Origin of the sequence: Thiosulfatihalobacter marinus, assembly GCF_016019955.1 — a bacterium.
GTDB lineage: Bacteria > Pseudomonadota > Alphaproteobacteria > Rhodobacterales > Rhodobacteraceae > Shimia > Shimia marinus_A.
Window position 1 is genome coordinate 13,759 of the sequence record NZ_JAECRZ010000010.1, and the last position, 16,892, is coordinate 30,650.

The following is a 16,892-nucleotide window of genomic DNA, read 5'->3' on the forward strand; positions in this document are numbered from 1 at the left end:
AGAAGGCCCATGAAGGTCAAGAACTCGCTCCGCTCGCTCAAGAACCGGCACCGCGACTGCCGTGTCGTGCGCCGCAAGGGCCGTGTTTACGTGATCAACAAGACCCAGCGCCGGTTCAAGGCGCGCCAAGGCTGATTGCCCGGGTCATTTGACGCGACACAAGACGAAAAAGCCGCCCCAAGGGGCGGCTTTTTGCATTCCCGAACGCTTTAGGGGCGTTTGGTGGCATTGGCATGGGCGGGCCCCCAGACCTTGGGGGTCACAAACCCGGTCTCCGGCAGGCCCCGCTTGCGCTGCATCCAGCGGATGGCATCGCGCACCTTGGGGGTGATCTCGTCAGGCAAGGGTTCCCTGAGATACCCCATCAGGTACAGCCCCTGTATCAGCTGTTCCTTTTTCTTCGGCGTGTCGATCAGACGGTCTTCCACCTGCCGGGGCGTCTCAGCCAAAGGGGCCGATACCGATTTCGTGAGCCCGGTGATTTCCCGGCGCGCAGCCTGGGCGAATTCGCCGTTCGGATAGAGGCGCAGGAACGATTCGTACCCGGCGACCGTGTGGACATTCCTTGCCTGCCGCCATGCCTTGCGTTCACCGGCCTGCTTGCCGTCTGACTGTTCGGCAAGCAGCGCGTTCAGGCGGCTTCGGGCCTCGTCTGCCTTGCCACTATCGGGGTATTTGCGCAAAAACTCCCGGAAGGCGGCGATCGTATTAGCGTCGCGCGCCGCGCGCCACGCCACCAGATCCGGGGCGTTTCGCTTTGTCTCGCGACGATCCAGAATCCGCAGCCGCGCGCGGGCGTCCCTGGCGTAAAACCCGTCGGGATACCGCTCCAGATAGTGACGATATGCCCGCGCAGTGTTGCGGGTGCGGGCCTGTTGCCAGTCATCGCGTTCCGTGGCGAACGGATCGGCCGTCTTGCGCTCGCGCAGCCGCTCGCGGGCCGTGTCGGCATAAAGACCCCCGGGATAGCGTTCCAGATACTGCCGCATTCCGTCCAGGTTTCCCCAAACGGCGCCGCTGCGCGTCCAGAACTGCCGGTCCGCAGTCACGCGGCGCGCCCGGTCCCGCAACACAGACACCTGGCTGCCGGTCAGGAAACCGCTGTCCCAGGCCCTGACCGACCGCTGCCAATCTCTGATCGCATAGCGTGTCAGGCGGCCGAAAATGCCATCCACAGGACCGGGATCAAATCCCAGGGCGGTCAGGTCAGACTGCACTTGCCGACGACCGTAGAACCCAAGCTGCAAGGCGTTTTCCGCAGCCCGCGCCCTGTCCAACGCCCCGGAATACTGGGCCGGGATTGTCCGGACGGGCATCTGTGTGAATTGATAGGCCAGTCCGCTGGCGGGATGGCCGACACTGGCACCCGCCAGAACCGTCACAATCCCCGCGGCAAGACTTAGATGTGAATATCGCATGGCACCCTCCAGAAATCGCGATCCGTGATCCCAGAAAGGCCATGCCCCGTCTGATATTCAATAACAAAGGGGCGCGATCCGATATCGCCCTCGCCTTCAATCTTTGACGGAACGCATTGAAATCAATCGTATTTCCTTTGGTCCTCGATGACAATTCCATCATTCGGAAGGCTTCCCGGCGCCACGATTTCCACCATTCCCTTCAGTTTAAGCGTTTCGGCCACAGACCGGCCAAAGGCTTCTTCGTCGCCACCCGCGCTTTCAACACGTACCGTCATCACATCCATTTCGCCCTCGCGCGTGGCAATCACCCGGGCCTTTGCGATCTCGTCATGCTTGGCCACCAGCGCGGCCACCTGTTCGGGGCGCACGAACATGCCCTTGATCTTGGCGGTCTGGTCAGCGCGCCCCATCCAGCCCTTGATGCGCATGTTGGTCCGCCCGCAAGGGCTTTGCCCTGGCAGAACCGCCGACAGATCGCCCGTGGCAAAGCGGATCAGCGGATAATCCGGGTTCAGCGTGGTCACGACCACTTCGCCCACCTCACCCGGCGCCACCGGCGTGCCGGTGCCCGGTGTCACGATCTCGACAATCACGCCCTCGTCGATGATCATGCCGTCCATGGCCTCGGATTCATAGGCAATCGAGCCAAGATCGGCCGTGCCATATCCCTGAAGACAGCTGATGCCCCGATCGGCATATTCCTGACGCAGCGACGGGAACAGCGCACCGCCGCCCACCGTGGCCTTGGTGATCTTCAGCCGCTCGCCCATCTCCTCGGCCTTGTCGAGAATGATCTTGAGGTAATCGGGCGTCCCGGCATAAGCGGTGGTGCCGATATCGGCAGCGGCGCGGACCTGCAATTCCGTCTGCCCGATGCCGGCCGGCAGCACTTTGGCGCCCACCGCCCGGGCACCGCTTTCGAACATGATGCCCGCCGGGGTCAGGTGATAGGAAAAGCAGTTCTGCACGATGTCCCCCGCGCCGATGCCCACCGCATGCAGCACCCGGCCAAAGCGGAACCAGTCGTTGCCGCTGCTGCCCGGTTCGTAGATCGGGCCGGGCGACTGGAACACGTGGGTGATTCCCGGCTGCGCCATGTCGGCAAACCCGCCGATCGGCGGCAGCGCGGACTGTGCCTTGCTCAATTCCGATTTACGCAGCACAGGCAGCGTGGACAACGCCTGCATGTCGGCAATGGCCGCCGGATCGGTGTCGGCCAACAGCGCGACATACCCCGGCAGCGCCTTGGCGCGCGCGATCTGGGCAGGCAACGCGGCGGCGAGATCGGCGGCGCGCTGATCGGCGCTTCGGGTCTCGAGGTCATCAAAAAACTTGGGCATCGGTTACGTCCTTTGGCTAGCGGGCCCTGCCGCGACAGCATGGCAAATTGATGGGATGCGCGGGCCCTGCGATAAGGTTTCCCCAAGGTTGGCCCGCAGCCGTTGGAGGAGTGGTATATGGGTGATGTCTCGGACCGCACGGACGCGGCCCAAATGGGTAATGAGTTTGACCGCCGTATCCGGTTTCTTGACGATCTCCAGATCATGGATGTCGATTTCCAGGATTTCCGTTTCGACAGTTCGGAGTTGGTGAATCGGTTCTATGACCGGATCGAAGCGCGCATTCGCGACACCGGCGAAGACAAGTGGTTTTTCCTGATCAACTATTCCGCCAGCCGTATCGAGCCCGAAGCCTGGCTGGCGTTTTCGCGGCGTGGCAAGGCGCTGAACCTGGCGCATTCCATGGGCAGCGTGCGTTATGACGCTGGCGAAGAGACCCGCCGCCAGATCGAGCGCGACGCGCAGACCGAACGGTTTGATCCCAACCTGTTTTCCGATCGTGACAGCGCGATTGCCCGGATCGGTCAGATGACCCGCACGCGCCGCGCGCGCGTCAGCCATGATCCGAACTACGCGACAGCCGATTTCGTACGCCGTGTCAGCTTTGATCCGGACGGGCCGATCATGGACGTGGATTTCGCCCATTTCACCTTTTACCACAGCCGGGATGTGGATGATTTCTATGACTATATCGAGGACCGGATCAAGGACAGCGACCGCAAGTGGTTCTTTGTCATCAATTACGAGGATTGCAAGATCCTGCCCGCTGCCTGGGTGCGCTATGCCTATCGTGGCAAGCGTCTGAACAAGGCCGCGTCGCTGGGCACCGTGCGCTATGCGCCGGGCTCGGAAACCGAGGCCGAGATTCGCCTGCGCGCCGAAAGCCAGGATTTTGACCCCAACATCCGCAACACCCGCGCCGAGGCGCTGGAGCGCATCGCCGCGATGAAGGCCGCGATCCTGGCCGGGATGGGCCGCACCTGACCCATCCTGCGAGGCAACGCCGAGCAAGCCAAGAGCGGCCCGCGGCCCTTTTCGCGCGGGAATGCGTGTGTCCATCGAAACGATCATGGTGTAACCGGGGTCAGCTGAGCCAGCGTTTGCGCCGCCGATAAGAGCGTACGTCGCGGAAGGATTTGCGCCCTTCATCCGACATGCCCAGGTAGAATTCCTTGACATCCGGGTTCTCGCGCAGTTCGGCGGCCGGCCCGTCCATCACGACGCGGCCGGATTCCAGAATGTATCCGTAATGGGCAAACCGCAGCGCCACGTTGGTGTTCTGCTCGGCCAGCAGGAACGTATAGCCTTCGTTTTCGTTCAGGGATTTCACGATGCCGAAGATCTGTTCCACCAGCTGTGGCGCCAACCCCATGGACGGCTCGTCCAGAAGGATCGTTTCCGGACGGCTCATCAGCGCGCGGCCAATCGCGACCATCTGCTGTTCCCCGCCCGACGTATAGCCCGCCTGAGATCTGCGGCGCTCCTTGAGACGCGGAAAATAGGTATAGACCATTTCCAGATCCCGGTTGATATCCGCCGTGGAACTGCCGCGCGTATAGGCGCCGGTCAACAGGTTTTCCTCGACGGTGAGGTGCTCAAAGCAATGCCGCCCTTCCATCACCTGGATCACACCGGCCTTGACCATATCGGCCGGATCACGCCCCTGGGTGCTCTTGCCCCGATAGGTGATGCTGCCCTTGGTCACTTCGCCCCGCTCCGAATGCAGCAGGTTGGAGATGGCCTTGAGCGTGGTGGTCTTGCCCGCGCCGTTCCCGCCCAGCAGCGCGGTGATACCCCCCTTGGGAACGCTCAGGCTCACGCCCTTCAAGACGAGGATCACGTGATTGTAGATCACCTCGATATTGTTGACCTCCAGAACGGTCTCTTCGGTGCCACCAGCGTCAAGCATGTCCATAGTCTTTCATGTCGAGTGTATCGGTGTCCCGGCCGTTGCACCGGCCGGGACAGGGTTTCAAACGCTTAGTTGCAGCGCTCTTCGATGTTGTTTTCGGCGGCATAAGCTGCCGAGTCCGCCTCGATCAGCGGGCCAACAACCGACGCATCCGATGCCACGAAATCGGAAATCAGGTTCCATTTCTTGGCGCTGGCATCCCACTGAGCAACAGCCGCCATGCCGTCGCCACCATGGTTTTCACACGTCACCTTGAACTCGGGTCCAAAGTTGGGAAGACCGGCTGCCGCCATCTCTGCCCCGGTGATTTCCAGAGCTTCCATCGCGTCACGCATCATCGCTGGGGTAATGCTTGACGTTCCGTTTGCCGCCTGAGCATCCTTGGCCGCTTCTGCCGCCAGGAAGGCCGCATAGACGCCACGGTTGTACAGAACCGTACCGATCTGGTCGCCCGCGCCGGCGGCTTTGCCCGCGTCGACAACGTATTTCTGGATGTCGCCAAACACCGGGAAATCCGAACCGACATTGTGGAACTGAAGTGCCTTGTAACCATTGGCCCCGTCACCGGCAGGCAACACGTCCTGCTCGGCACCCGACCACCAGATGCCCATGAAGTTCTCCATCGGGAAACGGACATTCGCGGCTTCCTGAACCGCAACCTGGTTCATCACACCCCAGCCCCAGAACAGGACAAAGTCGGGGCGTTCGCGGCGGATTTGCAGCCACTGGGATTTCTGTTCCTGACCGGGATAGTCGATCGGGATCGCGTTGAATTCAAAGCCTTCGATTTCGGCCAGCTTCTCCAGCGTCGGGATCGGCTCTTTGCCGTAGGCGCCGTTGAAGTGCAGAAGGGTGATTTTCTTGCCCTTGAGCGATCCGCCGGCAACTTCCTTGAAGTGTTTGATGCCAACCGACGCGCCGTCCCAATAGTTCACCGGATAGTTGAACACATTGCTGAACACCTTGCCGTTCTTGGCCGAAGTACGCCCATAGCCCATGGTGTGCATCGGAATGCCGTCCGCCGTGGCCTTGGGGATCAGCTGATAGGTGATACCGGTTGACAGCGGCTGATACAGCAACGCGCCCTGATCCTTGGTCGCCTCATAGCATTCCACGCCTTTCTCGGTGTTATAGGCGGTTTCGCATTCGATGACATTCACCATCTCGCCGCCGATCCCGCCGTCACGTTCGTTCAGCAGGGTGAAATAGTCGGCATAGCCGTCTGCAAAAGGGATACCGCTCGCGGCAAACGGACCGGTACGATAGCTCAGCGACGGGAATACAAGCTCCGCCATCGCGGGGGCCGCGGCCATCATGGCGGCAACGGTTGTTACGAGTATTTTCTTCATCGGGTTAATCCTCCCTTGGTTTTTCCGATGTCATTTTCCGGCGGCTCCTCTCCTGCCTCCGGTATGGATTGGTCATGGCCCCGCCTTAGTGCGGGAAGGGCCACAGCCGGAGTTTCTGCTTCGTCACCCGCCACAGCTGGGCAAGCCCGTGCGGCTCCAGGATCAGGAACATGATGATCAGCCCGCCAACGATCACAAGCTGCAAATGCGCCACGATATCGGTTGGCCAGCCCAGCCAGTCCACGCCGACAACCTTGAGCACGACAGGCAACAGCACAAGGAACGCGGCCCCGGCAAAGGAGCCAAAGATCGAACCCAGACCGCCGATGATGATCATGAACAGCACCAGGAACGACTTGGTGATGCCAAAGCTGTCACCGGCTTCCGCGGCGCCCAGATAGACGGCAAAGAACAACGCACCCGAGATGCCGACGAAAAAGCCCGACACGGCAAAGGCGCTGATCTTGGCCTTCAAGGGGCTTACCCCGATGATCTCGGCGGCGATATCCATGTCTCGGATCGCCATCCATTTGCGCCCGGCCATGCCGCGCGTCAGGTTGCGCGCGATCAGCGCGCTGGCGACCAGGAATACCAGGCTGAACAGATAGGTCGCCCAGGCTTCGGCATTGGGGCCGGTCACTTCGATTCCGAATACCGTGCGTTCGGGCGCGTTGATCTGACCCGAGGCGGAATAGTTGTAGAACCACGGCACGCGGTTGAACAGCCACACCAGGAAAAACTGCGCCGCAAGCGTGGCCACAGCCAGGTAGAACCCCTTGATCCGCAGCGACGGCAGTCCAAACAGAACACAGACGATCGCGGTAACGCCCCCGGACAGGATCACATGGAAAAAGATGCTCACATCTGGAAAGGCGGTCATCAGCTTATAGCTGGCATACGCCCCCACCGCCATGAAACCGCCCGTTCCCAGCGAGACCTGGCCGCAATATCCCACCAGGATATTCAGCCCCAACGCGGCAATTGCATAGATCAGGAACGGCAGCAGAATGGCGTTGGCCCAGTAATCGTTGATCACGAAGGGAATCACCAGAAACGCGACAATCAGCGCAACATAATATCCCACCCGGTCGAACTTGATCGGGAAGGTCTGATTGTCCTTGGCATAGCTGGTCTTGAAATCGCCGGCCTCACGATACAGCATCAGGCGCTCTCCCCGTTGAGTTCTTGTTCAATATGCGACCGGTCTGCCCGGTTCGGTTTTCTGGCATAGCCGGTGCGCTCGGAATGGCGCACCAGTTGGAAATAGGCCCACAGCCCGATCGCGGCGCCCAGCGCGGCAAGAATGGCGGCAATGGTCATCTGCTCCGAGCTTCTGTCGGCGCTGATCGCGAGGTAGCCAAAGGCCCAGAACCCGGACCAGGCGATCACATTGAGTATGGCAATCAGCTTTGTCATGTTGCGTCACACCCTCTCGATGATCTTCTCGCCGAACAGGCCCTGCGGCCGGAAGACAAGGAAGAGCAACGCCAGCACATAGGCAAACCAGTTCTCGGTTGCGCCGCCCACCATGGGACCGATCGCAAATTCGAAGAGCTTTTCGCCCACCCCGATGATCAACCCGCCCACAATGGCACCGGGGATCGAGGTAAACCCGCCCAGCATCAGCACCGGCAGCGCCTTGAGCGCGATCAGCGACAGCGAGAACTGCACGCCCGATTTGGCCCCCCACATGATGCCCGCGACCAGCGCGACAAACCCTGCGACCGACCAGACCAGCACCCAGATGAAATCAAGCGAGATGCCCACGGACAGCGCGGCCTGATGGTCGTCCGCCACGGCACGCATCGCGCGGCCATGCTTGGTGTATTGGCTGAATGCCACCAGCGCGCCCACCAGCAGGACGGCGACGATGGCGGCGGTGATGTCAAGATTGTCGATAAAGAAGCCATAGCCGAACCAGTTATACGTCGCCTCGTCGATGGCCAGGTTGATCCCTTGCGGCAAACAGGTTTCAGCCGTCAGGCAGAAATCCAGTTTCTTGATTTCGGACCCCCACATCAGGTCGGCAACCCCTTCCAGGAAGTAGGCAAGCCCGATCGTGGCCATGAAAAGGATGATCGGTTCCTGTCCCACCAGGTGGCGAAACACGAACCTCTGCACCGCCCAGGCGAGAAGGATCATCACCCCGACCGTCAGCGGCAACGAAATCGCGGACGGGAGATTCCACCCGAAGAAATGCGCATTTGTCCCCAAGGTCGCGTTGATCAGTGGCGCGAACGGGATCTGTCCGTTCTGAATACCCACCAGCGTCATGGCCGCAAACAGCGCCATCACGCCCTGGGCAAAGTTGAAGATGCCGGATGCCTTGTAAATCAGGACAAAGCCCAGCGCGACGAGGGCATAAAGCACGCCCGCCATGAGGCCGTTGAGAAAGACCTCCATCGCGAATACGAGTTGTTCAGGCATCGCTCACGCCTCCCAGTTTCAGGTTTGTTGTTGCGGTTCCGGCCTGCGGGGCCAAATTTCTTCGAAGAAATTTGCCAAGAATTTTCGGAAATTCTTGCCCACCCCGAAATGTCGTCGAGTCAATCATGCGCCACCCCCAGATAGGCGTCGATCACCGCCTGATTTGAACGCACTTCGGATGGGGTGCCGTCGCCGATCTTCTTGCCGTAATCCATCACCACGACCCGGTCAGACAAGTCCATCACCACGCCCATGTCATGTTCGATCAGGGCAATCGTGGTGCCAAATTCGTCGTTCACGTCCAGGATAAATCGGCTCATGTCCTCTTTTTCCTCGACATTCATCCCGGCCATCGGCTCGTCCAGCAACAGGATCGATGGCTCGGCCGCGAGCGCACGGGCCAGTTCGACCCGCTTTTTCAGGCCATAGGGCAACCGGCCCACCGGCGTCTTGCGAATGTGCTGGATTTCCAGGAAATCGATGATCTTTTCAACCTGCGCGCGGTTCTCGATCTCTTCCCGCTCCGCCTTGCCCCGCCACAGCGCCTGGCTCAGCAGCCCGGCCTGCATCTGGCGGATGCGGCCGGTCATCACGTTGTCCAGCACGGTCATGCCTTCGAACAGCGCGATATTCTGGAAGGTGCGGGCGATGCCCTGCTGCGCCACCTCGTAGGGCTTCATCGGCGGGCGTTTCCTGCCCTTGTACCAGACCTCGCCTTCCTGGGGCACATAAAACCCGGAAATCACGTTCAGCATCGAGGATTTTCCGGCCCCGTTCGGGCCGATAATGGCGCGGATCTCGCCCTCGCGAATGTCAAAGCTGATGTCGGTGATCGCCTTCACGCCGCCAAAGCGCAGCGTGATGTTCTTCATTTCCATCACCACGCCGCCGATGGTGCGCCCGTCCTCGGTGACGTAGCTGTCATTGCTCATGTCATTCATTCCGCTGCTACCTTGCTGGCGACCTGCACAACCTTGGCATCGCGGATATCCAGCGTTGCCTTGATCGAGCCCTTCCGGCCGTCCTCGTATGTCACTTCGGTTTCGGTGCTGATCTTGTCCGATCCGTCGTACAGCGCCTCGACAATGTCGTTGAACTTGTCGGCGATGATCGCGCGGCGCACCTTGCGGGTACGGGTCAGTTCACCATCATCGGCATCCAGTTCCTTGTGCAACACGACAAAGCGATGGATCTGGCACCCCGACAGCATCGGATCCTCGGCGACGGATTTGTTGACCGCCTCGACATGTTCCTGGATCGTGTCCAGCACGCGCGGATGCCCGGCAAGCTCCTGGTAGGAGGCATAGGCGATATTGTTGCGCTCGGCCCAGTTGCCCACTGCCGACAAGTCGATATTGATGAACGCGACACAGCGGTCCCGGCCATTGCCGAACAGCACGACTTCCAGAATATCGGGATAGAATTTCAGCTTGTTCTCGACATATTTGGGCGCGAACATGCTGCCGTCGGCCATCTTGCCCACGTCCTTGGCCCGGTCGATGATCCGCAAATGGCCCGAGCCTTCCTCTATAAAGCCGGCATCACCCGTATCCACCCAGCCTTCGGCATCCTTGGTGTCAGCGGTGGATTCGGGGTTCTTGTAATACTCCACGAACACGCCGGGGCTGCGGTAATAGATGCGGCCCTCTTCGGTGATGCGCAACTCTACATCAGGGCTGGGCACGCCCACCGTGTCGGCGCGCACCTCGCCATCGGGCTGGGCGGTGATGAACACCGTCGCCTCGGTCTGGCCGTAAAGCTGTTTCAGGTTGATGCCCAGCGAGCGGTAGAAATCAAAGATTTCCGGCCCGATCGCCTCGCCGGCCGTATAGCCCACGCGGATGCGCCCATAGCCAAGCGTATCCTTGAGCGGGCCATAAACCAGCAGGTTGCCAAGCCCGTATTTCAGCCGCTCTCCCAGGCTCACCGGCTTGCCATCCAGAATGCGCCCGCCAACTTTCTTGGCAAATTCCAGAAAGTGCAGGAACATCCTGCGCTTGAATTTGCCCGCGTCTTCCATGCGGATCATCACATTGGTCAGCTGGGTTTCGAACACACGCGGCGGGGCAAAGAAATAGGTCGGCCCGATCTCGCGCAGATCGGTCATCATCGTTTCCGCGCTTTCGGGGCAATTCACGCAGAAGCCGCACCAATAGGCCTGCCCGATCGAAAAGATGAAATCACCCACCCAGGCCATCGGCAGATAGGACAGGATCTCTTCTTCCTGGCGCAGATTGTCGAATTCCGAGCTGTTCTTGGCGCTCTCGACCACGTTGCGGTTGGACAGCACCACGCCCTTGGGCTTGCCGGTGGTGCCCGACGTGTAAAGCATCACGCAGGTGCTGTCATAATCCAGCTTTTCACGGCGACCCTTGAGATCCTCGATCCACTCGTAATAGCTGGCCCGGCCCTGTTCCTGGATATCGGTGAACCGGTGCAGCGCGTGGTGATCGTATTTGCGCAGCCCCCGGGGATCCACATAGATCATGTGCTCGAACTGGTGCAGATGCTCCTGGATGTCGATGATCTTGTCGACCTGCTCCTGGTCCTCGACCACCGCGTATTTGGCGCCGCAATGGGCCAGGATGTATTCCATCTCCTCGGATGCGCTGTCCTGGTACACGGGCACCGGCACCGCGCCCACGGATTGCGCGGCAACCATCGACCAATAGAAATGCGGCCGGTTGCGCCCGATGATGGCGATGAAATCGCCTTCGCTTACACCAAGGTTGATGAACCCCAGCGCCAGCGCCTCGATTTCCTTTTCGGTTTCCGCCCAGGTCCAGCGTTGCCAGATGCCAAACTCTTTTTCCCGATACGCGTCCTTGTCCGCAAACAAGGTGGCGTTACGCTGCAACAGCGCCGGAATGGACATCAGTCCACCCGCCGCCTGTGACGACTGTGCCAAATTCTTTCCTCCCCTTGGACCCGCCAACACGGGCCGAAGCGCCGAAGCGATTCTTCACCCACTAAGGTGCGGGTTTCACGCTGACGGTCAACTTTTTCCTGAACATTTCCCAATCCTTACGAATTGTAACAGCGGGCGATTCAGGCTTTGCGCCCGGTTTTCACGGTGCTAGCGGTAAAGACGAAGGAGACAAGAATGGAGCGTTTGGCCGGTACGTCCCAGGCGATGACGATCGCCGGGCTGAACCTGATCCAGCAGGCCCTGTCGATATATGACAGCGACCTGAAGCTGGTCGTGGCCAATGCGCGGTTTCGCGAAATGTTCCTGATACCGGACCCGCTGATGCAGCCGGGCGCGGATTTTGCCGAAACCATCCGCTTCCTGATCGACAGGGGCGAATATGGCGACATGCCCGAGGATGAGATCGCGGCATTCATTCAGGAACGCGTGGATCGCGCCCTTGCCTTCGAGCCGCATTATTTCGAACGCCAGCGCGCCGATGGCCGCTGGATCAGCGTCGAGGGCGCGCCCTTGCCGCAGGGCGGCTGGGTCGCCGTCTATACCGACATTACCTCGACCAAACGCCAGGAGGCGCTGTTGCGGGCGCGTTCCGAGGAACTCTCGGACCAGCTCTTGCAACATGCCGAGGATCTGGCCGCCGCCAACCGCGAGTTGGAAAGCACTGTCAGCGCGCTGGAGGAGGTCCGGCGCCAGCTTACCGACAGCGAGGCGCGGATGCGCCTGACCGCCGAGATGATGCCGGCCCATATCGCGCATGTCGGCCCCGACAGGCACTATACCTATTCCAACCGCCGGCTCAGTGCGGTCATTCCGGGGCGCCCGTCCAACATTGTCGGGATGCATGTTTCGGATGCGCTGGGCGACAGCGCCTTTCGCGCCATCCGCCCCTATCTGGAACGCGCCTTCAAGGGCAAGGCCTCGGTGTTCGAGTTCAACGAACACCCCAGCACGCGCCGCATTCGGGTGGCCTTTACGCCCGACGGCAACGAAGGTGACAAACGGGGTGTCTACGTTCTGTCGATGGACATTACCGAGGAAACCCAAACCCGTGTGGCGCTGCAACAGACCCGCCGCCGCGAGATCGCAGCCCAGATGACATCCGGTCTGGCACATGATTTTTCCAACCTGCTCACCATCATTCTGGGCACCCAGGCCAAGCTGCACAAGATGGACCTGCCCGCCGAGGCGCGCGCCCTGATCGAGGCTACGCTGGGCGCGGCACGGCGCGGGGGGACGCTTTTGAACCGTCTTGCGGATGTCACCGGCCACCGCGCGCCCAAGCTGGTGCCCACGGACATGACCGCCTTCATCGCCGATCTGGAAACCCTGGCCACGCCAACGCTTGAGGGCAAGGCGCGGCTGAGGATCGAGAACACGATTCCGAATGCGCCCCTGATGCTGGACCCGGCAATGTTGCAGGACACGCTGGTCAACCTTCTGCTCAATGCCCGCGACGCCTGTGGCCCGGGCGGCGACATCCTGTTGTCGGCCGAACTGGTTCAGGAAACCTGGGTCCAGTTGACCGTGCGCGATACCGGGCCGGGCTTTACCGACGAGGCGCTGAAACGCGCGCTTGATCCGTTTTTCACGACCAAGGGCGCCGAAGGCTCGGGGCTGGGGCTGGCGATGGTATATGACATGTCCAAGCTGGCCGGCGGCGACGTTCGGGTATCAAATACCACGACCGGCGGCCAGGTACGTGTGCGCCTGCCCCTGCGCCGCGCGGCACGGGCCAGTGCCCCCGGCCTTGCCCTTCTGGTCGAGGACAACCCCGATCTGCGCCACCTGATCCGGGATATGCTGACCGACATGAAACACACCGTCATCGAAGCCGCCAGCGTGGACGAGGCCCGCACGATCCTCGAGCAGCTGCCCGAAATCAAGCTGGTGCTGTCGGACATCATGCTGGAGGGCGACGCCACCGGGGTCGACCTGATCCGCGACCTGCCCAACGACGCGATCCCGTCCTACCTGATGACTTCGCTGGCCCAGACCCATCCGCTTTTCATCGAGGGCGCCGCTCGCGCGCCAGTGCTGCCCAAGCCCTTCACGGCCGAGCAGCTTGACCAGTTCCTGCATCCGAGGTGACGCCAATGACCGCACCGCTTGTTACCATTCTCGACGACGAACCCGCCATCCGTTCGATCCTGGCCGATGCGCTCGAAGATGCCGGGTTTCGCACCATGGGCTTTTCCCGCGCCACCGAATTCGAGGCGGCGTTGAAATCCACCACTCCCGATGTCTGCCTTGTCGATCTTGGCCTGCCGGACAAGGACGGGCTGACGCTGGTGCACCGGCTTGCGCTGGAACTGGGCGCGGCGGTGATCATCATTTCGGGCCGCGCCCAGGTTCAGGATCGCGTGACCGGTCTGGATCTTGGGGCCGACGACTATATCATCAAACCTTTCGATCCCGCCGAGGTGGTGGCCCGCGTGCGCGCGCGCCTGCGCAAGGACAAACCTGCCGCGCCCAGCGCCGCAAACACCGCGCATTTCAACGGCTGGACCGCCTATTTCGACCGTTACGTGCTAAAGGATGACTCGGGCGGCGAAACCACATTCAGCCATGCCGAGGGCGAAGTACTGCGCCTGTTTCTCGAAAGCCCAAAACGCCTGATCAGCCGTAGCCACATGCAGGAAATGCTGGGTGGCGCAGCGGGCGAAAGCTTTGACCGCGCCATGGATGTGCGCATCTCGCGGCTGCGCACGAAGCTGCGCGAAGACCCGAAAAACCCACGCCTGATCAAAACGATATACGGCGCCGGCTACATTTTTCTGGGCGATGCGCGCTGGGATTGACCCCGGCATCCCCGCGCCAAACCTCGCCAGATTTGGCGGAATTCCGCCACAGTTCCACAAAATGCACCGAATTCCCCCCAGATCAGGTATTGTGGGGGAAATCGGACCCTAGTCATAGTGCCGGGCGTCCGTTTCACGGCAGGATGCCCAATGTCGAGCAACGTGAATTTCAACCCAACAAAAACCGTCGCGGACACGCGATACATCCTGGAATTCGCATAACACCAAAACACGGGACACTCCCAACTCCCCGCGCGCCTGACCACCGGACGCGGGGATTTTTTCGGGCGGAATCCGTTGGCCAAATCGACACTGTTCTTGCGCAAACAGGTGAAAATCATTGCGAGGAGCACCGCCTCTCTTACGCCATGGTTCTTTCCCGACGCCGGCATTTCACCGCCACAGATCGTTCCCCGGACATGCGCATCTCCGGCTTGGCCTTCGCCTATTGCACCTCGGATTCGCCTGAATTAGGGTCACATCATGGCCATCTGCATCCTTTACAAGCCATCCCGGAAAACCCGCCCGCGCTATTACCGCGTCGAATTGGCCATGAACCTGTTCGAAGAGGTTTCGGTATTGCGCGAATGGGGCGTTGCCGGCGGCAAGGGCCGCATGATGGTGAGCATTTTCGCCAACCTGCGCGACGCGTCGAACGCCGCGGACCGATTTCGCCACAAGGCTCTGCGCCGTGGCTACGAGCGCCGCTAGACGCCGGATCCTAATTCGTCAACCGCCCCACCGCCGCCGCCAGCACCTGCAATCCGGTCACAAGATCGCGCTCGTTCGTATCCTCGGCAAAATCGTGGCTGATCCCGCCGATCGACGGCACAAACAGCATCGCGACCGGCATGTGCCGCGCCACATTGGTCGCGTCATGCAGCGCCCCCGAAGGCATTTCACGCCACCTGCCCGGCGCCACACGCTCTGACGCCTCGGCCAAGGCGCCTCGCAGACGCGCATCCATCGCGACGGGCTCCAGCCCCAGCAGATCGCCCCACTCCACATCCAACCCCCGCGCCCCGGCCACATCGCGCACCGTTGTGCGGATGATCTCTTCCATCTCCATCAACCGCCCGGTTGACGCATCCCGCCACTGCATCGAAAACGTCGCCTTGCCCGGCACGATCGAACTGGCATTGGGATGCAGGCGCACATGCCCGATGGTCCACACGGTCGCCGGCGCGACAACCCCGGCAAACGCCGCGTTCAGCCGCGTGTTGATCTCGGACAATGCCTGGAACGCATCCTTGCGCAGATGCATCGGCGTGGTGCCGGCGTGGTTCTGTTCTCCGGACAGCGTGATCCGCATGTCACGAATGCCCACGATGTCGCTCACAACCCCCACCGCCTCGCCCGCCTGGTCCAGCCACGGCCCCTGCTCGATATGCATCTCGATAAATCCGCTGAACCGGCCCGGATCCACCCACCCCTGCGCCAGATGCGCCATCCGCCCCCGCGCCTCGGCAAAGGTCACGCCGTCACGATCGCAAAATCCGTCCGCCACCTCCAGCGAGACCGCGCCTGACCACACAGTGCTGCCAGTGGTCACGCCAAACCGCCCCTCCTCGTCCTGAAAGGACACTACCGACACGGCCGGACCGCCCGCTTCCCGCGCCGCGCGTGCAATCTCCAGCGCCGCGATCACCCCCAGCGCCCCGTCCAGCCAGCCGCCCTCGGGCTGGCTGTCGGAATGCGAGCCTAACAGGATCGACGGCCCGTCCACCAGTCCCCAGACCGATCCGACGGGATCGACATGCACCCGCAACCCGGCCTCGTCCATCCGGCCCATCAACCATTGCCGCGCGGCAATATCGGCATCCGAATAGGCCGGACGTATCACGCCCTTGCCCGCGCCACTGGCACCGAACCGGCGCAGGCTGTGCAGGTCGTCCAGGAAACGCTCCGGTCTGATCATGCGCGACACTCCCTCTTCATCTTGCCAAAATACTCAATTCCGCGCCCGCAACAATCGCCGCATGTTCGCCTCTTTCCCCCAAGCCCTGCCTGCCCTACACACGGGACCAGGAAAAGAGGTCTTTCATGCCCCACATCACACTCGTCCGCCACGGCCAGGCCAATACTATGGCGCGCGACGAAATCTCCTATGACAAACTTTCGCCGCTGGGCCACCAACAGGCGCGCTGGCTGGGCGGGCATATGCAATCCACCGGCGACCGGTTTCAAAGGGTCTATACCGGCACCATGCGCCGGCATGTGGAAACCGCGCACAGCATGGGCGCACCGGATCACGCCGCCATCATTCAGGATGCGCGCCTCAACGAATTTGCCTATTTCACCCTCTCGCAGCTGATGGAGGAACAGCACGGCCTGCCCGTGCCCACCGAACGCGAAGGCTTTGTCAGCCACCTGCCCGCCGTTCTGGGCGCCTGGGAACGCGGTGAAATCGAAGGCGCTCCCGAAACCCACGATGCCTTTGCCGCGCGGATCCGCGACGCGATGGACGAAATCGCGGCCGGTCAGGGGCGGGCGCTCGTGGTCACGTCAGGCGGGCTGATCGGCACGGTGCTGCGCCAGACACTGGCGCTGGATGTCTCGGGCTGGTCGCAGATGTGCCTGGCCATCATGAACACATCGGTCCACCGCTGGCAGATGGTCCTGGGCCGCCCGCTCCTGACCCAGTTCAACAACGTGTCTCACCTGGAACACCCTGATCGGCACCACGCACAGACACATCTTTGAAAAGGCGCCCGGC

The 16,892-nt window shown here is 61.4% G+C and carries 16 protein-coding genes; 6 read left to right on the plus strand and 10 right to left on the minus strand.

Annotated elements, in window-relative coordinates; all coding sequences use genetic code 11:
* Nucleotides 1-9: 9 nt before the first annotated feature.
* A complete protein-coding gene (ykgO, locus tag I3253_RS14405; RefSeq protein WP_008562923.1) occupies nucleotides 10-135 on the plus strand; it encodes a type B 50S ribosomal protein L36 in 126 nt (41 codons plus the stop codon).
* Between the two features lie 74 nt (nucleotides 136-209).
* On the opposite strand, the gene I3253_RS14410 is transcribed toward ykgO, so the two are convergent.
* Both I3253_RS14410 and I3253_RS14415 read right to left on the minus strand, forming a co-directional pair.
* Nucleotides 210-1,418, minus strand: coding sequence for a peptidoglycan-binding protein (locus I3253_RS14410; protein ID WP_197918578.1), 1,209 nt, complete (start codon nucleotides 1,416-1,418; stop codon nucleotides 210-212).
* Between the two features lie 122 nt (nucleotides 1,419-1,540).
* Nucleotides 1,541-2,761 carry a phenylacetate--CoA ligase family protein gene (locus I3253_RS14415; RefSeq protein ID WP_197918579.1) on the minus strand — a complete coding sequence of 407 codons (1,221 nt, stop codon included), beginning with the start codon at nucleotides 2,759-2,761 and terminating at the stop codon, nucleotides 1,541-1,543.
* Nucleotides 2,762-2,878: 117 nt separating this feature from the next.
* On the opposite strand from I3253_RS14415, the gene I3253_RS14420 reads away from it, so the two are divergent.
* On the plus strand, nucleotides 2,879-3,745 hold the full coding sequence (locus I3253_RS14420) for a hypothetical protein (protein WP_197918580.1): 867 nt from the start codon (nucleotides 2,879-2,881) through the stop codon (nucleotides 3,743-3,745).
* Nucleotides 3,746-3,845: 100 nt separating this feature from the next.
* Here I3253_RS14420 and I3253_RS14425 read toward each other — a convergent pair whose 3' ends face one another.
* From I3253_RS14425 to I3253_RS14455, 7 genes are all read right to left on the minus strand, one after another.
* Entirely contained in the window at nucleotides 3,846-4,670 is an 825-nt protein-coding gene (locus tag I3253_RS14425; RefSeq protein ID WP_197918581.1) for an ABC transporter ATP-binding protein, read from the minus strand.
* Nucleotides 4,671-4,741: 71 nt separating this feature from the next.
* Nucleotides 4,742-6,022: an ABC transporter substrate-binding protein gene (locus I3253_RS14430; RefSeq protein WP_197918582.1), complete on the minus strand. Its 1,281-nt coding sequence runs from the start codon at nucleotides 6,020-6,022 to the stop codon at nucleotides 4,742-4,744.
* 85 nt (nucleotides 6,023-6,107) lie between these two features.
* Nucleotides 6,108-7,184 carry a branched-chain amino acid ABC transporter permease gene (locus I3253_RS14435; protein WP_197918583.1) on the minus strand — a complete coding sequence of 359 codons (1,077 nt, stop codon included), beginning with the start codon at nucleotides 7,182-7,184 and terminating at the stop codon, nucleotides 6,108-6,110.
* Nucleotides 7,184-7,438 (minus strand): hypothetical protein, encoded by a 255-nt coding sequence (locus I3253_RS14440; protein WP_197918584.1) that lies wholly within the window; start codon nucleotides 7,436-7,438, stop codon nucleotides 7,184-7,186. Before I3253_RS14440 ends, I3253_RS14435 begins: the two co-directional genes overlap by 1 nt.
* A 6-nt stretch (nucleotides 7,439-7,444) precedes the next feature.
* Nucleotides 7,445-8,449: a branched-chain amino acid ABC transporter permease gene (locus I3253_RS14445; RefSeq protein ID WP_197918585.1), complete on the minus strand. Its 1,005-nt coding sequence runs from the start codon at nucleotides 8,447-8,449 to the stop codon at nucleotides 7,445-7,447.
* Nucleotides 8,450-8,568: 119 nt separating this feature from the next.
* On the minus strand, nucleotides 8,569-9,390 hold the full coding sequence (locus tag I3253_RS14450) for an ABC transporter ATP-binding protein (RefSeq protein WP_197918586.1): 822 nt from the start codon (nucleotides 9,388-9,390) through the stop codon (nucleotides 8,569-8,571).
* The gene (locus I3253_RS14455) at nucleotides 9,387-11,324 is read right to left on the minus strand and encodes an AMP-binding protein (RefSeq protein ID WP_197918679.1); all 1,938 of its coding nucleotides are present in this window, start codon (nucleotides 11,322-11,324) and stop codon (nucleotides 9,387-9,389) included. Before I3253_RS14455 ends, I3253_RS14450 begins: the two co-directional genes overlap by 4 nt.
* 228 nt (nucleotides 11,325-11,552) lie before the next feature.
* Here I3253_RS14455 and I3253_RS14460 point away from each other — a divergent pair, with 228 nt between their 5' ends.
* The 3 genes from I3253_RS14460 to I3253_RS14470 all read left to right on the plus strand — a co-directional run bounded on the left by I3253_RS14460 (nucleotide 11,553) and on the right by I3253_RS14470 (nucleotide 14,887).
* On the plus strand, nucleotides 11,553-13,466 hold the full coding sequence (locus I3253_RS14460) for a hybrid sensor histidine kinase/response regulator (RefSeq protein WP_197918587.1): 1,914 nt from the start codon (nucleotides 11,553-11,555) through the stop codon (nucleotides 13,464-13,466).
* Between the two features lie 5 nt (nucleotides 13,467-13,471).
* Nucleotides 13,472-14,176 carry a response regulator transcription factor gene (locus I3253_RS14465; protein WP_197918588.1) on the plus strand — a complete coding sequence of 235 codons (705 nt, stop codon included), beginning with the start codon at nucleotides 13,472-13,474 and terminating at the stop codon, nucleotides 14,174-14,176.
* Nucleotides 14,177-14,659: 483 nt separating this feature from the next.
* Nucleotides 14,660-14,887 (plus strand): WGR domain-containing protein, encoded by a 228-nt coding sequence (locus I3253_RS14470; RefSeq protein ID WP_197918589.1) that lies wholly within the window; start codon nucleotides 14,660-14,662, stop codon nucleotides 14,885-14,887.
* A gap of 10 nt (nucleotides 14,888-14,897) precedes the next feature.
* Here I3253_RS14470 and I3253_RS14475 read toward each other — a convergent pair whose 3' ends face one another.
* Nucleotides 14,898-16,094, minus strand: a complete 1,197-nt coding sequence (locus I3253_RS14475) for a hydantoinase/carbamoylase family amidase (RefSeq protein ID WP_197918590.1) — start codon at nucleotides 16,092-16,094, stop codon at nucleotides 14,898-14,900.
* A 125-nt stretch (nucleotides 16,095-16,219) separates the two neighbouring features.
* Between I3253_RS14475 and I3253_RS14480 the strand changes: the two genes are divergently transcribed.
* Nucleotides 16,220-16,879, plus strand: coding sequence for a histidine phosphatase family protein (locus I3253_RS14480; RefSeq protein WP_197918591.1), 660 nt, complete (start codon nucleotides 16,220-16,222; stop codon nucleotides 16,877-16,879).
* Nucleotides 16,880-16,892: the final 13 nt, after the last annotated feature.

What these genes read in the sequence shown, in the direction of transcription:
- I3253_RS14430 (WP_197918582.1), bottom strand. Translation starts at nt 6,022, where the DNA reads ATGAAGAAAATACTCGTAACAACCGTTGCCGCCATGATGGCCGCGGCC.
- I3253_RS14425 (WP_197918581.1), bottom strand. Translation starts at nt 4,670, where the DNA reads ATGCTTGACGCTGGTGGCACCGAAGAGACCGTTCTGGAGGTCAACAAT.
- I3253_RS14415 (WP_197918579.1), bottom strand. Translation starts at nt 2,761, where the DNA reads ATGCCCAAGTTTTTTGATGACCTCGAGACCCGAAGCGCCGATCAGCGC.
- I3253_RS14475 (WP_197918590.1), bottom strand. Translation starts at nt 16,094, where the DNA reads ATGATCAGACCGGAGCGTTTCCTGGACGACCTGCACAGCCTGCGCCGG.
- I3253_RS14440 (WP_197918584.1), bottom strand. Translation starts at nt 7,438, where the DNA reads ATGACAAAGCTGATTGCCATACTCAATGTGATCGCCTGGTCCGGGTTC.
- I3253_RS14420 (WP_197918580.1), top strand. Translation starts at nt 2,879, where the DNA reads ATGGGTGATGTCTCGGACCGCACGGACGCGGCCCAAATGGGTAATGAG.
- I3253_RS14470 (WP_197918589.1), top strand. Translation starts at nt 14,660, where the DNA reads ATGGCCATCTGCATCCTTTACAAGCCATCCCGGAAAACCCGCCCGCGC.
- I3253_RS14455 (WP_197918679.1), bottom strand. Translation starts at nt 11,324, where the DNA reads ATGTCCATTCCGGCGCTGTTGCAGCGTAACGCCACCTTGTTTGCGGAC.
- I3253_RS14465 (WP_197918588.1), top strand. Translation starts at nt 13,472, where the DNA reads ATGACCGCACCGCTTGTTACCATTCTCGACGACGAACCCGCCATCCGT.
- I3253_RS14435 (WP_197918583.1), bottom strand. Translation starts at nt 7,184, where the DNA reads ATGCTGTATCGTGAGGCCGGCGATTTCAAGACCAGCTATGCCAAGGAC.
- I3253_RS14410 (WP_197918578.1), bottom strand. Translation starts at nt 1,418, where the DNA reads ATGCGATATTCACATCTAAGTCTTGCCGCGGGGATTGTGACGGTTCTG.
- I3253_RS14460 (WP_197918587.1), top strand. Translation starts at nt 11,553, where the DNA reads ATGGAGCGTTTGGCCGGTACGTCCCAGGCGATGACGATCGCCGGGCTG.
- I3253_RS14480 (WP_197918591.1), top strand. Translation starts at nt 16,220, where the DNA reads ATGCCCCACATCACACTCGTCCGCCACGGCCAGGCCAATACTATGGCG.
- I3253_RS14450 (WP_197918586.1), bottom strand. Translation starts at nt 9,390, where the DNA reads ATGAATGACATGAGCAATGACAGCTACGTCACCGAGGACGGGCGCACC.
- ykgO (WP_008562923.1), top strand. Translation starts at nt 10, where the DNA reads ATGAAGGTCAAGAACTCGCTCCGCTCGCTCAAGAACCGGCACCGCGAC.
- I3253_RS14445 (WP_197918585.1), bottom strand. Translation starts at nt 8,449, where the DNA reads ATGCCTGAACAACTCGTATTCGCGATGGAGGTCTTTCTCAACGGCCTC.